Here is a 16,184-nt window from a genome sequence, read left to right as displayed (position 1 = left end):
ATCGATTGAAATTCTAATTGTTTCCTAAATTATTAAAAACCCTACCTTTAAAGTAATATATGTTTGCTAATTTTACATTATTAATAGCAAATAAATGTCAAAAACAATAAAAAAAATCGGCGTGCTGACTTCTGGAGGAGATTCCCCTGGAATGAATGCCGCAATTCGTTCTGTAGTCAGAACCTGTGCCTATCATAATATTGAATGCGTCGGGATTTACAGAGGATACCAAGGAATGATTGAAGGCGATTTTAAGGAAATGGGACCTCGTAGCGTAAACAATATCATTAACAAAGGAGGAACGATCTTAAAGTCAGCCCGCTCGAAAGAGTTCATGACCGAAGAAGGCAGAAAGAAAGCCCATGCCAACTTGGTTGACGCTGGAGTGGAAGCTTTGGTGGTTATCGGCGGTGATGGAAGTTTCACTGGTGGCCTTGTTTTTAATAAAGAATACGGTTTCCCTGTCATCGGAATTCCTGGAACTATCGACAATGATATATTCGGAACTACTCATACATTAGGCTATGACACGGCTTTGAATACGGTCGTAGAAGTAATCGATAAGATTAGAGATACGGCGAGCTCGCACAACCGACTGTTCTTTGTAGAGGTTATGGGGCGTGATGCTGGGCATATTGCCTTGAATGCAGGTATCGGTGCAGGAGCAGAAGAAATCCTTATTCCGGAAGAGGATTTAGGATTAGAAAGGCTATTGGAATCACTTCGCAAAAGTAAATTATCAGGAAAATCTTCAAGTATCGTAGTCATCGCAGAAGGCGATAAGATTGGCAAGAATGTTTTCGAGCTAAAAGATTACGTGGAAGAAAATATGCCAGAATACGATGTGCGTGTTTCTGTGTTAGGACACATGCAACGTGGAGGCGCTCCTTCTTGTTTCGACCGTGTCTTGGCAAGTCGTCTGGGCGTAAAAGCTGTAGAATCTATCTTGGATGGAAAAAGCAACTATATGGTCGGACTACTAAACGACAAGATCGAACTGACTCCTTTAGAACAAGCTATCAAAGGACATTCGCAAATCGACAGAGAATTATTGAGAGTGTCAGACATCATGACAACATAATAATTCCCTTCTTTGAAATACATCTGGCAGTGTATTTCTTTTCAAACAAGCAAAATAAACAAATTACATAATCGGCTAAAAGCGCAAGCTTGAAGCCCTAAGCAAGCAAAAAAATGTCAAAAGTAAAATTAGGAATAAACGGTTTCGGTAGAATTGGTAGAATCGTTTTTAGAGAAACCTTCAATAGAGATAATGTAGAAGTAGTAGCCATCAACGATTTATTAGATGTTGAGCATTTGGCTTACCTTTTAAAATATGATTCAGTACACGGCCGTTTTGCAGGAAAGGTAGAAGTGAAAGACGGAAAGCTTTTCGTAAACGACAGACAAATTCGTGTTACAGCAGAAAAAGACCCATCGACATTAAAATGGGACGAAGTAGGAGTGGATGTAGTAGCAGAATGTACAGGAATCTTCACGACTCTTGAAACAGCCAATGCCCACATCAAAGGAGGCGCTAAAAAAGTAGTGATCTCGGCTCCTTCGGCAGACGCTCCAATGTTCGTGATGGGCGTGAACCATACCAAAGCAACAGCATCTGACACGATTGTATCAAATGCGTCTTGTACGACCAACTGTTTGGCGCCATTGGCAAAAGTTATCAATGACAACTTCGGAATCGTTGAAGGTTTGATGACAACTATCCACGCTACGACTGCAACGCAATTGACAGTTGACGGACCTTCTCGCAAAGATTTCCGTGGCGGAAGAGCTGCCCTTTTAAATATTATTCCAGCTTCAACAGGTGCTGCAAAAGCAGTAGGAAAAGTAATTCCAGAATTGAATGGAAAATTAACAGGTATGTCGATGCGTGTTCCAAACGCAGACGTTTCTGTTGTGGATTTGACTGTAAAACTTCAAAAAGAAACTACTTACGAAGAAATAATGAAAGTATTGAAAAATGCTTCTGAAACAGACTATAAAAACATTATCGGATATACTGAAGATGATGTGGTTTCTCAAGATTTTATCTCTGATTCTCGCACTTCTATCGTTGATGCTAAGGCTGGAATCGGACTAAACTCAACTTTCTTTAAAATTGTTTCTTGGTACGACAACGAATACGGATACTCAAGCAAATTGATTGACCTATCTGTACATATCGCGCAACTGTAATTAATAATTGAATTGTCCCGTCATTAATTTGGCGGGACTTTTTTATTTTTTCGGCAACAAATCAATACCGATTTATGCCAACTATTTTTTCCGTATTTTAGTTTCAGAATCGAACTGTATATAGCGCAAGATTTGTTTAAAATTCGGAATCGGAAATAAGAGAGAAAGGTGTTCTTATTTCTGCCCATAATACGAAATTAACTAACGACCATAAATGAAATTATTAGTAGACAGTGGCTCAACAAAAGCAGATTGGATTGCATTAGATGATAATGGAAACAAGTTGTTCACCACGCAATCTTTAGGATTGAATCCTGAAGTTTTAGACAAAAAAGAAGTTATCGAGCGTTTGGAAGACCGTTTCGATATCTATCACAATAGAAAAGCAGTCACGCACCTTTTTTTCTATGGAGCAGGATGCGGAACTGACAGAATGAAAAATTCGCTTTCTGAGACTTTCAGGGAGTTTTTCCCAAACGCGGAAGTATCTGTTAAAGAAGATACATATGCGGCGGCCTATGCGACCAATCCGACCAACGAAAGATCAATCATCTCCATCTTAGGTACAGGTTCAAACTGCAGCTATTTTGATGGAGAAGAATTGCACCAAAAAGTGCAGTCGCTTGGCTATATTGCCATGGACGATTGTAGCGGTAACCGCTTTGGAAGAGACTTGATTCGCGCTTATTATTTTGGCAAGATGCCGAAAAAACTCGCTTCTCTTTTTGAAAAAGAATATGATTTGGATGCCGACGTAATCAAGAACCATCTTTATAAGCAGGCCAATCCGAACGCTTATCTAGCAACCTTTGCGAAATTCCTGATCCAACACAAGGATGAAGAATTTATCCAGCAATTGGTTTTTGAGGCCATGCAGACTTTTGTAGACAACTATATTACGCAGTTTGAAGACTGCCATGAAGTTCCGATTCATTTTGTAGGCTCCATCGCTTTCTACCTGAAAGACGAATTAAAGCTTGTCTTGGAAAAGAACGGTTTGAAAATAGGAAATGTTTTAAGAAGACCGATTGACGGACTGATAGAATACCACAGGATTAACTAAGTTTTGGTTTTATACCGACATTAAAAAAGGCTCAATAATTATTGAGCCTTTTTGTTATTTTAAACCAGCGCTATTTATTTCATCGCTATCATCGAAATCTCGACATTCACGCCTTTTGGTAATCCGGCTACCTGCACAGTTTCTCTGGCAGGCGCTGTCTTTTCATCAAAATAGCTTCCGTAAACAGTATTTATTTTTGCGAAATTGTTCATGTCCATAATAAAAATAGAAGTTTTTATTACGTTTTCAAAGGTCATTCCGGCTTCTTCAAGAACGGCTTTCATGTTCTCCATTACTTGTTTGGTTTCTGTCTCGATGTCGTCGAGTACCAAGTCGCCTGTTTCAGGATTGATAGCAATCTGTCCAGACGTAAAAAGCATATTTCCGAAAGATACAGCCTGATTGTATGGCCCTATTGGAGCTGGAGCTTTTTCTGTAAAAATTATTTTTTTCATATACGATTGAATTAACGAAGTCTTTTATCCGGTTGTTTTCTCTTGTCCCATTTGATATCGCTCAATACAGACGACTTGATTCCGATAAAGAATCCCCAAGAAGTATAATCTCCAATCGGAATCCAGTTGAAATCCATCCTCCAGCTTAACAGATCTCTTTCGAAACGAAGCTGGGTGAACGTGACTCCATCCTGCACGAAATCGTATCCTGTAGAAATCCCGACTTTCCATCGCGGCGTCAGGTCAATATTTCCAGAAACCATCAGGGAATTGTTGGTTATTTCGTTCTGTCGGGTCGAATTGCTATAGGTCAGCGAGTAGGCGAGGCGCAGGTCCCACGGGAGCAGGGCCTTATAAAAAGTCGTTCTTTTTTCGGCCTTTTCGGTGTCTTCATCATTAAACTGGCTCTGCCTGCTGTCGCCTAAATCCCTTGCAGTTCCAAACAAATCATCTTCGCGACCTCCATTTCTCAATCCTTGGTTTTTCAAAGGATCAGAACGGTCGTTTTCATCGGTGCCATCTTTGCTCGAGAAAGAATAATTAATCGTGATGTTGGCACTTGATAAACGGAATAAACTTCCTCCGTTGTCAATGTTGAACATGTCGATTCTTCTGTTGGCATTATCCAGCGCATAAGGATCAAGCGTTGCTGCAAAGTTGACATTCATTTTATCTTCAAGCAATGTTGTTCCGCCACTTACTCTCAAAGGAGCCAGTTTAAGCGAATCTGCCGTCATGTCGTAAGAAGTCGAGAAGTTCAAATTGTTAAGCAACATTACTTTTTTAGGCTCAGTCTTAGTACTGTCTTTGTCAGTCACCTTCGCTTCAAAAGTATTGCTCAAGCTGAATCCGATGTTGTTCGAAACACCTTTGCCTGGTGCTCCATAAATTCCGCCTTCAAAACGGGTATATTCTTTTAGCATTGTACCGCTTCCGTCGGGATCGTAAGTATCGTAATATTTAGCAAAGCTAGGCGTGTAGCTGTAAGAAACAGACGGTCTCATGACGTGACGGATGGCCTGTATCTTCTTTTTCTCTCCAAAATTGAATGTACCGTAAATTGTCGTACCGATGCTGGAAGAGAAGTTATAGGTTCTGAAAGCGTCAAATCCTCTGATATCAACATTATCGACTTTTTGCGTAGCTTCATTGAATCGTTTTTCGATGGTTTTCATATACCATACTTCGTTGTAATTTCCTCCCGCAGAAACGCTGAAATACTTGAAAATCTTGAAGTTGGTACTGATCGGAATAGAGTGCTGGAAACCAACTCTAGCATCTCTAAACATCTGAGGCTTGAAAAACAACGAATCTTTAGTCGTAATCTGGTTTTGGGCGTTTAGGTTGTATTGAAAGTTGATGTTTTTTATAAAGCCTTTCTTGATTTCATCTTCTGAAGCAAAAGGAAAAATCCTGTCAACGCTTCCTTGGAATGTAGGAAGGGTCATGTTGATGGTTTCAGTCTGCGTATTTTGAGAGTGGGTAGCAGTAATCGACATATTCACCTGCGGCACCGTATTAAAAGTCTTTGAAAAAGAAACAGAAGAACTCAGCGTATTATTCAAGGCAGAACCAACGTTAGACTGGTTTAAAGATTGCTGGTAGTATTTACTGCTTCCCAAGTTGACAGAAGCCGAGAATCTCGAATTTGGATTGGATTTAGCATCTTGTGTATGCGACCACTGGATGTTGTACTGCGTCGTCTTGGCATAATCCGGAAAGCCTCGTTCACTCTCGATCTGGTTTTCAAAACGTACGTTCAGGTTGCCGCGAAACTTGTATCGTTTGGCGTAGCTTGACTCAAAACGCATCGCATAACTTCCGTTCGTATAGTAGTCGCCCATGACCGCTAAATCATAATTGTCCGAGAGCGCGAGATAGATTCCTCCGTTTTGTAATGAAAACCCTTGTCTGTTCGAGTCGTTAGGCGAGGGAAGTATCAATCCTGAAGTTCCTTTGTTTGACATTGGAAAAAAAGCAAAAGGAATTCCCAAAGGAGTCGGTACGTCCGCAATAACCATGTTGGTCAATCCCACAACGACTTTTTTTCCGGGTACGAGCTTTAATTTTCGAGCTAAAAAATAATATTCAGGATCGTCAATATTTTTTGAGGTGGTGATTCTTGCGTTTTTGATGAAATAAACAGAATCGTTTTCTTTTTTCGTAATCTCTCCCTTGATATTCAATTCGCCTTGAGTAGACCTGGAATTCCATACCAAAGCTTTTTTCGTTACCGTGTTAAAGCGGATCGAATCAGGTTCGATAACATTGCTTCCTTGCTTAAAAACAGGACGTTGCGTATAATTTCCGAGCGAATCTTTAATCCTTCCGGCATAAACTTCATTCTTTTCATAGTCCATGACGATAATTCCTGCCTTGAGCTCAAAATCTTGGTAATAAAGTTCCGCTTGGTTATAAAGAGTAAGAAGTTTTTTCTTCTGGTCCATTTTTTCATAATCCACCGCCTTGCGTTTTACTTTGCTTTCGAGGAAGGTTTTCTTGGGTTTTAGCGTATCTTGGGCAGTAGAATCGGCTGGTTTTATAATTTCGGAAAGGCTGACTTTTGTAGAGTCTTTTTTTGTAGAAGGCTGTTTTTCAGCGGGTATTGTCGTGGTTTTGTTTTTCCCTTCTTGTGAATATGCTTCTGCACTTCCTAATGTTAGGAAAATTGCTGATAAAACGATATGAAATAAGTTTGTGCGCAAAGGTTTAAATACTATTTTTGTAAAAATATGGCTTAATTTTTGACGTGCCAAACTTACATATATTTTTCATCAAAAATAAGGAAATATCAAAATTATAACCATAGCATTTTTATTAAAATTAACTTTAGCGAAATATGTACATCCATAAGAAATTCAAACGTTCGTTCGCCTTATTAGCCTGTATTGTATCTTTTACCGCTTTTGGTCAATCCGGTGAAAAATTTAAAGTAGTTCTTGATGCTGGTCATGGTGCAAAAGATTTTGGAGCCGTAAAGAATAATTTTGTTGAAAAGAACATAGCGTTGGCAGTTGTCTTAAAAGTAGGCAGGCTGCTGGATAAGCAACCTAATGTAGACGTAGTTTTCACTAGAAGTACAGATGTATTTATTGAACTGGTAGAACGTGCTAATATTGCCAACAGAGCGAATGCCGATTTGTTTGTTTCGGTGCATTGCAATTCCAATCCAAATTCTGAAGCTTTCGGTACCGAGACCTATGTTATGGGTCTTACTAAAGTAAAATCGAATCTTGAAGTCGCCAAAAATGAGAACGAAGTAATTACGCTTGAAGCGGACTATAAGGTAAAATACGCAGGTTATGACCCGAAATCGCCAGAATCTTTGATCGGGATTACGCTCATTCAAGAAGAACACTTAGATCACAGTATTGCTGTAGCCAGCAAGATACAAGATAATTTTACCCAGCAGTTGAGCCGTAAAAGCCGAGGCGTTAAGCAAGCGCCATTCATGGTATTGCACAAGACCTCAATGCCAAGCATCTTGATTGAGATGGGCTTTTTATCTAATAAGACAGAAGGGCAGTATTTGAATTCGGAAGAAGGACAAAACGAAATTGCAAAAGCGATAGCAGATGCCATCATGGGCTATAAAAAAGAATATTACGGAGGTACGTCTGTAGAAAACAAGATTGACAAAGAAGCTTTGAGAGTTGAAAGACCGAAAGAAGTTGTTACGCCTGTTAAGAAAGACAGCGCTAAAGCTCCAGTGGCGAAAGTTCCAGACACAAAGAAACCAGAAGTAAAAACTCCGACGGTTAGCACAGAAACAAAAAATGATTCTAAAGGAGTTATTTTCAAAGTGCAGATATCGGCAAGCGGTACCAAACTGGACTTAGTTCCGAGCAACTTTAAAGGATTGGATAATATTTCTATGATTTCGGAAGGAAATCTTTACAAATACATGTATGGCGAAACCAGCGATTATGAGAAAGCAAAACAGCTGGTACAAGATGCCAAAGCAAAAGGATTTACTTCATCCTATCTTATTGCCTTTAAGAATGGCAAAAAAATCAGCATACAAGAAGCATTAAAATAGCTTTTTGGAATGCATTTGAAATATTTAATTTAAATTTGTTTAAAAACACCAAAGCTTTGAAAATATCTAGAGAAGTCAAAACAGCCATTTTAGTAATTTCCTCAATATTATTATTTATTTGGGGATATAGTTTTTTAAAAGGAAGAGATCTTTTTAACGATTATAAGACATTTTACGCCGTATACGATGAAGTAGAAGGACTGGCTCCTTCAGCTCCCGTAACAATCAACGGTCTTGCCGTGGGCAAGGTGAATAGTATAACGTTGAGCGATAACGGAAAACTTCTTGTAGAAATTCAAGTGAAGACTGATTTTCCGATATCGAAATCTAGCATTGCTACGATCTATGAACCAAGTTTTATTGGCGGAAAAAATATCGCCATCATTCCAAATTTCAAAGATCCTTCAGAAGCAGAAGACGGACAGACGTTATCTACAAACATAAAACCGGGAATGCTTTCGTCTTTAGGCGACAAGCTTTCACCGCTTCAGACAAAAGTAGAGAAAACGGTTGTGTCGGCTGACAGCTTGCTGGTAAGCATCAACAACATATTTGATAAAAAGACACAAGAAAATTTACAAGCTTCTATTGCGGAATTAGCTTCAACAATGAAAGAATTCAGCCAAGCGGCCAAAGGAATCAATTCATTAATTGCGGATAACAAGACAAAAATTGATGGTACGTTTGCTAATTTAGACCATACGTCGGCAAACTTTTCGAAGCTATCTGATTCTTTGGCACAGGCTAACTTAGGCCAAGCCGTGAAAAAACTAGAAAAATCATTGGCGAATGTTGACAATATTATCAACGATGTGCAAGCTGGAAAAGGTTCTTTAGGAAAACTGCTTAAAGACGAAGGAATGTATAAAAATCTTGAAGGCGCGTCATTGGAATTGAAACAGTTGCTAGCCGATTTGAAAAACAATCCTAAGCGTTATGTGCATTTTTCTGTTTTTGGAAAAAAAGCAACACCTTATGTAGAGCCTAAAAAGGTAAAAGATACTATTAAAAATTAAGAAAGCTCATGGGCTATATAGATAATATATTATTTGCAGTTTTACTGGGTCTTGGTTTTGGATATTTCATATCAAACGTAAAAAAGCTTGTTCGCAATATCAAATTAGGTCAGGATGTAGATCGTTCTGACAATAAAAGCGAACGCTGGGCCAACATGGTCCGAATAGCTTTGGGCCAATCTAAAATGGTAAAACGTCCTATTGCAGGAATACTTCATATTATTGTCTATATTGGATTCGTAATCATCAATATAGAATTATTAGAAATCATTATCGACGGACTTTTTGGTACGCACCGTGTCTTTGCTTTTATGGGTACTGCATACGATGTGTTGATTGGTTCTTTTGAGATATTGGCCATATTGGTTCTATTTGCGGTCATTACGTTTTTGATACGAAGAAACATTATCAAGCTTAAGAGATTTGTTCATAATGATTTGAAAGGATGGCCAAAAGGCGATGCCAATTATATCCTTTATTTTGAAATAGCCTTGATGGCTCTTTTCTTGTTGATGAATGCATCTGACTTGGCTTTACAAGAAAAAGGAGCGCCACATTTTATAAAAGCTGGAGCTTTCCCGATAAGCCAATTTATAGCACCGATATTCAGCGGTATGCAAACAGGTACGCTTATCATTCTGGAGCGAGTTTTTTGGTGGACGCATATTACAGGAATTTTGATTTTCATGAACTACCTGTACTTCTCAAAACACTTGCACATTCTTTTGGCTTTTCCAAACACCTATTTTGCAGACCTAAATCCTCTTGGGAAATTCAACAACCTTGAATCGGTAACAAAAGAAGTAAAACTGATGATGGATCCTAATGCCGATCCATTTGCAGCACCGCCCGCTGATGCTGATGCAGCTCCTACAAAATTTGGAGCCAGCGATGTACAAGATTTGAACTGGGTTCAATTGCTTAATGCCTATACGTGTACAGAATGCGGTCGTTGTACGTCTTCATGCCCTGCAAATATTACAGGAAAGAAACTGTCGCCTAGAAAAATAATGATGGATACGCGCGACAGGATGGAAGAAGTAGGAAGAAATATCGACGCCAATAAAGGCGTTTTTATTCCAGATAATAAGACTTTACTAAACGATTATATTACTCCAGAAGAGCTATGGGCTTGTACAAGCTGTAACGCCTGCGTTGAAGAATGTCCAGTAAATATCAGTCCGCTTTCAATTATTATGGACATGAGACGTTACTTGGTCATGGAACAAAGTGCTGCGCCGATGTCGTTGAATGCGATGATGACAAACGTAGAGAACAACGGAGCGCCATGGCAATACAGTCAGCAAGACCGATTGAACTGGAAAAACGAAAACTAAGAGAAGGCATTTCTGAATTGGTCTTCTTGAAAAACAATAAGACTTCCGCCCTTGCAACTAGCAGGCAATACATCAAACTAGAATTTAGAATAATATGAAGACTGAAGATATCGATAAAAACTTAGTAGCAGCTACTCAAGACGGAGAGCAAATCAGCCCAATATTGCCTGAAGGAATTAAAAACTACCTTATTGATATTGACGGAACCATCTGCGACGATATTCCAAACGAACAACCCGAAAGAATGCTGACTGCTGAAGTGTATCCTGATGCGCTTGCTACATTAAACAGATGGTATGACGAAGGTCATATTATTTTCTTTTTTACGTCAAGAACCGAAGCACATCGCGAAGTGACGGAGCAATGGCTAAAAATACACGGCTTTAAATATCACGGAATGGTAATGGGAAAACCTCGTGGTGGAAACTACCATTGGATAGACAATCATTTGGTTAAAGCTACCCGCTATAGAGGAAAATTTACAGACTTGGTGGACAAAGAAGTGACCATACAAGTTTTTGATGACGGACAACACGAATAAATTTGGTTATTTGATTTTTAGGCGAATTTAACGCCTGCCAATCTAACAATCTAACAATAAAATATATGTCAGAAGTTTTATCAGTGCCTACAATGGCCGAAATGTTAGCTCAAGGAAAACAGCCAGAAGTTCTTTTCTGGGTAGGCTGTGCCGGAAGCTTTGACGATAGAGCAAAAAAAATTACCAAAGCTTTTGTTAGAATACTAAACAGGGCCGAAGTTTCCTTTGCAGTTCTCGGAACAGAAGAAAGCTGTACAGGTGATCCTGCTAAAAGAGCCGGAAACGAATTTCTGTTTCAGATGCAGGCCATGATGAATATTGAAGTTTTGAACGCTTACGAAGCTAAAAAAATAGTAACGGCCTGTCCGCACTGCTTTAATACGTTGAAAAACGAATACCCTGAATTAGGAGGAACTTACGAAGTAGTTCATCATACGCAATTTTTAAAATCCCTTTTGGATGAAGGAAGGCTGACGATTGAGGGTGGACAGTTCAAGGGAAAAAGAATTACGTTCCACGATCCTTGCTATCTTGGAAGAGCCAATAAAATCTACGAAGCACCACGCGAATTGATCGAAAAGCTTGATGTTGAGCTTGTCGAAATGAAACGTTCCAAAGCCAATGGCTTGTGCTGCGGAGCAGGAGGCGCCCAGATGTTTAAAGATGCCGAGCCAGGAAATAAAGAAGTCAATATCGAACGAACCGAAGATGCTCTTGAAACCGCTCCGCAAATTATCGCTGCTGGTTGTCCGTTCTGCAATACAATGCTTACGGATGGTGTCAAAAATAAAGAAAAAGAAGCCGAAGTTAAAGTTATGGATATAGCGGAATTAATCGCAAACGCTAAAGATCTGTAAGTCATAAACCCAATTACATTATGAAGAAATCACTACTCGTATTTGCATTTGCATTATTTTTCAGTAATGCCCAAAGTCAAGATATCCTTGATATAATGGCCAAAGAAGTTTGCTCTTGTGCAGGCGGTAAAAAAGAAACGCTAAAAGGAGCCGATTCGCAAAAAATGCAGATGGAATTGGGATTGTGCATTATCTCAAGCTTTTCAAATCACGAGAAAGAAGTGACAGCAAAATACGGAAATGTGATGGAAGCTGACGGTGCTATGGAAAAACTCGGTGGCGATGTAGGAATGAAAATGGCCGGAATTTGTCCGGATGTATTGATGTCGCTGGCAGAAATGGGCATGTCTGAGATAGATTCTACAGAAGTAGAACAAGAACATTCGACTGTTGAAGGGCGTATCGTGGAAATAAAGCCTGAGCAATTCCTTACAGTAGTAATCAAGGATAATTCAGGAAGAAACCATACGATGTTGATGCTGACATTTTTTGAAGACTCCAATCTTCTGATCGAAAACAAATTAAAGAAAAACGATAAAGTTTCCGTGGATTACTGGGAACAAGAATTTTACGACGTAAAAGCCAAGGATTTCAGATATTACAAAGTAATCCAAGGCATAAAAAAAATATAATTATGTACATTCCTTTTGAAAATTTGCCAGACGAATCACGAATCTGGATTTACCAATCAAACAGAAAATTTTCAGATGATGAGATGGCTGAAATTGAATCTGACGTAAAAGCTTTTGTTGAAAGCTGGGCGGCTCACGGAACGGGCCTAGAAGCTTCTTATCAGTTGCGTTACAATCGATTCATCATATTGGCTGTGAACCAAGAAGTTCAATCAGCAACAGGCTGTTCTATTGATAGTTCAGTACAATTCATACAAGAATTAGAAAAAAAATACAATGTTGATTTGCTGGATAAGATGAACGTCACGTTCAAGCTTGGCGAACACATTGCACACAAACCTTTGGTCGAATTTAAAAAAATGGCTAAAGAAAAAGCAGTTTCTGCAAATACAATTGTTTTTAATAATCTCGTTAATACTGTAGGGGAATGGCATGAATATTGGGAAGTTCCAGCACATGAAAGCTGGCATAGCCGTTTTTTCTAAAAACAAACTTTTTTTGAATGAGATATTTTATTATTGCCTTACTGTTCTTCAGTCAGATTGCATTTTCACAGCTCCATGAACCTAAATTAAATTTAGACAGAACCAAAGAAATAATCTGGGTCGACAGCATCTATAATAAAATGACGATGCAGGAAAGAATAGGGCAGCTTTTTATGGTGGCAGCCTATTCCAATAAAGATAGCGTACACACGAATGCTATTGACAAACTCATAAGAGAACAACACATTGGTGGCGTGATTTTCTTCCAAGGCGGACCAGTACGCCAGGCAAAACTTACCAACCGTTTCCAGTCCAAATCGAAAGTGCCGCTTTTTGTCGGAATTGATGCCGAATGGGGACTAGCAATGCGTTTGGATTCTGTGATACGTTATCCTTGGAACATGACGCTTGGTGCGATCCAAGACATGAAGCTGATTGAAAAGGTAGGCGAAAAATACGGACTGCAAAGCAGAAGGATGGGAATACAGTTCAATTTTGCACCTGTTCTAGACATCAATACCAATCCCAAAAACCCAATTATCGGAAACCGTTCTTTTGGCGAAGACAAGATGAACGTTACTGAGAGAGCACTTGCCTTAATGAAAGGTATTCAAAATCAAGGCGTTTTTGCAACAGGAAAACATTTCCCAGGACATGGTGACACGGAAACCGATTCGCACCATACGCTTCCGATGGTTAACTTTTCAAAACAAAGAATAAATGATGTTGAGTTCTATCCGTACAAACGATTGTTCAGGGAAGGGTTGGCGAGCGTTATGGTAGCGCATTTGAACGTTCCGAGCTTGGAACCTAGAGAAAATTATCCGACATCGCTTTCCTATAATGTAGTTACCAACGTGCTCCAAAATGAGCTTCATTTCAAAGGACTTATTTTCACTGATGCCTTGAATATGAAAGGAGCAACGAATTTCAAACAGCCAGGCGATATCGATTTGGAAGCTTTTTTAGCAGGAAACGATATTTTGCTTTTTGCTGAAAATGTTCCGTTGGCTTTGGAAAAAATCTGTGTTGCTATTCAGGATACGGTTATTTCTGAAAAAAGATTGGAGTATTCCGTAAAAAAGATATTGCGATATAAATATATGGCAGGACTGAACAATTATAAACCAATCGAAATTCCATATTTATATGATGATTTAAATAATGCGGAAGCACAGGCATTGCAATATCAATTGTATGAAAATGCTGTTACGGTATTAAAAAACGAAAACGAAATCCTTCCGATCAAGGATGTTGAAAACGAAAAGATAGCTTACGTAAAATTAGGAGACGATACCAATTCTTCTTTCCTAAACACGTTGAAGCAATATACTGAAGTGACAGAAGTTTCTAACGATAGCTTGCATCTTTTGATGAATGAGCTGAAAAATTACACCACTGTCATAATCGGATATCATAAGGCAGATGGTGCTTGGAAAAAGCACGATTTTACGGTAGATGAGCTTGTCAAGATACAAGAGATTTCTAAAAATAATAAGGTCATTTTAGATATTTTCACGAAGCCTTATTCGCTTTTGCCGATTAATTCTTTTACTGATATCGAAGGTTTAGTTGTTTCGTACCAAAACAGCGATGTAGCGCAGAATGTTTCCGCGCAGCTTATTTTTGGTGCTATCGAATCAAAAGGAAAACTTCCGGTTTCTATCGGCACTAACTTTAAGGTGAATGATGGCTTAAAAACAAAAAAACTCAACCGACTTGGATTTACAATCGCTGAAAATGTAGGCATGAATTCAAAAGCATTGGAAAAAATCGACCGTATTGCCAATAATGCGATCGAAAGGCAGATGACACCTGGAATACAAGTTTTAGTAGCCAGAAAAGGAAAAGTTGTCTACCAGAAATCATACGGATATCACGATTATAAAAACGAAGTGAAAGTCAAAAATTCAGACTTATATGATGTGGCTTCTTTAACAAAAATGGTTTCTACTCTGCCTGATGTCATGCAATTATACGACCAGAAAAAAATCACTTTAGAGACAAAATTGGGGACGATGCTTCCTGTGTTTGCAGATACCGATAAAAAGAACATCACGTTTAAGGAACTGCTATCGCATTATGCCAGGCTACAAGCTTGGATTCCATTTTATCAAGCTACTCTGAATGCTGACAAAAAACCAAGCGAAAAATATTATAAGAATACATTAACTCCTGAATTTTCAATGCAAGTAGCAGAAAATTTATTCTTGAGAAACGATTACGAAGATACGATCATAAAGAAAATAGCCGAGAGTAAGCTCTTGCCTAAAAAAGAATACAAATACAGCGATTTTACATTTATAATCCTAAAAGAATATCTTGAAAAAGAAACTGGAAAAAAGCTAGATGTGCTCTCTGAAGAAAATTTTTATAAAAAACTTGGCGCTAATAATACGACTTATAATCCTTTGAGGAAATTTGACATGAGTATCATTCCACCTACAGAAGTAGATAATTATTTCAGATACCAGACGATCCAAGGTTATGTGCATGATATGGCTGCGGCCATGCAGGACGGTGTCGGTGGTCATGCCGGAATTTTTTCAAACTCAATGGATCTCGCCAAAATGATGCAGATGTATCTTCAAAAAGGAAACTATGGCGGCGTGCAGTTTTTCACTCCAGCTACTTTTGATGCCTTTAATACCTGTTATTATTGCAAAGAAGGAAATAGGAGAGGACTAGGATTTGACAAGCAACAATTACCTGGAACTACAGGTCCGACATGTGGCTGTGCTTCGAAATCAAGTTTTGGGCATACCGGATTTACAGGTACGATGGCTTGGGCTGATCCGGAAAATGAATTGGTATATATTTTCCTTTCAAACAGAACCTATCCGGACTCCAACGCGCCTAATACATTGTCGAAAGAAAATGTGCGTGAAAATATCCAGAAAGTAATCTATGATGCGATAGAGAATTAAATTTTAATTTTTTAGAAGATGCAGTCAACAGCCAAAAATCCAAAAGAATATTTAGACAGCCTTCCTGATGATAGGAAAGAAGCTATCGGAAAACTTCGAAATAGCATTCTTGAAAAACTTCCAAAAGGATTTGAAGAAAGTATGAACTATGGCATGCTTTGTTACAACGTTCCGTTTTCAATTTATCCTAATGGATATCATTGCAATCCAGAAATGCCATTGCCTTTCTTGAATCTAGCTTCCCAAAAAAACTTTATAGCTTTGTATCATATGGGAATCTATGCTGATCCAGAATTGCTCAATTGGTTTGTTGCCGAATATCCTAAACATTCGAAACAAAAGCTTGACATGGGCAAAAGCTGTATCCGTTTCAAAAAAATGGACCAAATTCCGTATGAGTTGATTGCTGAATTGCTCGGAAAAATCACTCCGGAAAAATGGATCGAGATGTATGAGAGTGCATTTAGAAAATAAAAAATGAAAAAAGCCAATCCATGAAGACTGTGATTGGCTTTTTTATTAAAACTAAAACAAAACCTTGCTTTTAAAAATCATATTCTAATTTCTATCAGCTAGATATACTTCATTAGGATACAATAAGTTGTTTTAGGTTGCGTGTCATTTGGTGAAAATCAT

14 protein-coding genes are annotated in these 16,184 nt (G+C 38.6%); 12 read left to right on the top strand and 2 right to left on the bottom strand.

What is annotated here, in order from left to right; translation table 11 throughout:
- Positions 1-94 precede the first annotated feature (94 nt).
- From pfkA to OLM56_RS12650, 3 genes are all read left to right on the top strand, one after another.
- Positions 95-1,081, top strand: a complete 987-nt coding sequence (pfkA, locus tag OLM56_RS12660) for a 6-phosphofructokinase (RefSeq protein WP_121377129.1) — start codon at positions 95-97, stop codon at positions 1,079-1,081.
- 113 nt (positions 1,082-1,194) lie between these two features.
- A complete protein-coding gene (gap, locus tag OLM56_RS12655) occupies positions 1,195-2,196 on the top strand; it encodes a type I glyceraldehyde-3-phosphate dehydrogenase (RefSeq protein ID WP_121377128.1) in 1,002 nt (333 codons plus the stop codon).
- A 214-nt stretch (positions 2,197-2,410) separates the two neighbouring features.
- Positions 2,411-3,259 (top strand): N-acetylglucosamine kinase, encoded by an 849-nt coding sequence (locus OLM56_RS12650; RefSeq protein WP_121377127.1) that lies wholly within the window; start codon positions 2,411-2,413, stop codon positions 3,257-3,259.
- Between the two features lie 74 nt (positions 3,260-3,333).
- On the opposite strand, the gene OLM56_RS12645 is transcribed toward OLM56_RS12650, so the two are convergent.
- On the bottom strand, positions 3,334-3,714 hold the full coding sequence (locus OLM56_RS12645) for a RidA family protein (RefSeq protein WP_121377126.1): 381 nt from the start codon (positions 3,712-3,714) through the stop codon (positions 3,334-3,336).
- Between the two features lie 11 nt (positions 3,715-3,725).
- Positions 3,726-6,470, bottom strand: a complete 2,745-nt coding sequence (locus OLM56_RS12640; RefSeq protein WP_264527216.1) for a putative LPS assembly protein LptD — start codon at positions 6,468-6,470, stop codon at positions 3,726-3,728.
- 83 nt (positions 6,471-6,553) lie between these two features.
- Between OLM56_RS12640 and OLM56_RS12635 the strand changes: the two genes are divergently transcribed.
- The 9 genes from OLM56_RS12635 (at position 6,554) to OLM56_RS12595 (ending at position 16,022) form a co-directional block, all read left to right on the top strand.
- A complete protein-coding gene (locus tag OLM56_RS12635) occupies positions 6,554-7,753 on the top strand; it encodes an N-acetylmuramoyl-L-alanine amidase family protein (RefSeq protein ID WP_264527215.1) in 1,200 nt (399 codons plus the stop codon).
- A gap of 56 nt (positions 7,754-7,809) precedes the next feature.
- Complete coding sequence (locus OLM56_RS12630) at positions 7,810-8,769, top strand: MlaD family protein (RefSeq protein WP_121377237.1); 960 nt, start codon at positions 7,810-7,812, stop codon at positions 8,767-8,769.
- 8 nt (positions 8,770-8,777) lie between these two features.
- A complete protein-coding gene (locus OLM56_RS12625) occupies positions 8,778-10,106 on the top strand; it encodes a (Fe-S)-binding protein (RefSeq protein ID WP_264527214.1) in 1,329 nt (442 codons plus the stop codon).
- 94 nt (positions 10,107-10,200) lie between these two features.
- Complete coding sequence (locus OLM56_RS12620; protein ID WP_182494369.1) at positions 10,201-10,647, top strand: phosphoheptose isomerase; 447 nt, start codon at positions 10,201-10,203, stop codon at positions 10,645-10,647.
- A gap of 65 nt (positions 10,648-10,712) precedes the next feature.
- On the top strand, positions 10,713-11,504 hold the full coding sequence (locus OLM56_RS12615; protein ID WP_121377121.1) for a (Fe-S)-binding protein: 792 nt from the start codon (positions 10,713-10,715) through the stop codon (positions 11,502-11,504).
- 20 nt (positions 11,505-11,524) lie between these two features.
- Complete coding sequence (locus OLM56_RS12610; protein ID WP_264527213.1) at positions 11,525-12,136, top strand: hypothetical protein; 612 nt, start codon at positions 11,525-11,527, stop codon at positions 12,134-12,136.
- Positions 12,137-12,138: 2 nt separating this feature from the next.
- Positions 12,139-12,621: an ABC transporter ATPase gene (locus tag OLM56_RS12605; RefSeq protein ID WP_264527212.1), complete on the top strand. Its 483-nt coding sequence runs from the start codon at positions 12,139-12,141 to the stop codon at positions 12,619-12,621.
- Positions 12,622-12,638: 17 nt separating this feature from the next.
- Complete coding sequence (locus OLM56_RS12600) at positions 12,639-15,548, top strand: glycoside hydrolase family 3 N-terminal domain-containing protein (protein WP_264527211.1); 2,910 nt, start codon at positions 12,639-12,641, stop codon at positions 15,546-15,548.
- 18 nt (positions 15,549-15,566) lie between these two features.
- A complete protein-coding gene (locus tag OLM56_RS12595; RefSeq protein ID WP_264527210.1) occupies positions 15,567-16,022 on the top strand; it encodes a DUF1801 domain-containing protein in 456 nt (151 codons plus the stop codon).
- Positions 16,023-16,184 lie beyond the last annotated feature (162 nt).

The organism is Flavobacterium sp. N2550, assembly GCF_025947265.1.
GTDB classification, from domain to species: Bacteria; Bacteroidota; Bacteroidia; order Flavobacteriales; family Flavobacteriaceae; genus Flavobacterium; species Flavobacterium endophyticum.
This window is presented reverse-complemented; position numbering and strand designations above follow the sequence as displayed.